The organism is Bacillus sp. SIMBA_005, assembly GCF_046535585.1.
Lineage (GTDB): Bacteria > Bacillota > Bacilli > Bacillales > Bacillaceae > Bacillus > Bacillus pumilus.
This window is the reverse complement of sequence record NZ_JAWRWI010000645.1, coordinates 1-260: the sequence shown is the minus strand read 5'-3', so window position 1 is coordinate 260 and position 260 is coordinate 1. Positions and strand designations below refer to the sequence as shown.

The 260-nt window shown below is 39.6% G+C and carries 1 protein-coding gene; it reads left to right on the top strand.

Translation table 11 applies throughout. The features are described 5' to 3' along the window. Window positions 1-260: SDR family oxidoreductase (locus SB660_RS21660; protein ID WP_410584479.1), on the top strand; the 260-nt coding region annotated here is incomplete at both ends.

Genomic DNA, 260 nt, shown 5'->3' with positions numbered 1-260 from the left:
CTTGTAACGGGTGGAACAAGTGGGATTGGTCTTGCTGCAGCACAAAAATTTGTAAACGAAGGTGCATATGTTTATATCACGGGACGTAGACAAAACGAACTTGATAAAGCTGTTAACCAAATTGGCAAGAACGTAACCGGTGTTCAAGGTGATATTTCTAAGCTTGAAGACTTAGACAAACTATATGACATTATAAAGCAGGAAAAAGGTAAGTTGGACATTCTTTTTGCTAATGCAGGCATCGGCAGCTTCCTTCCATT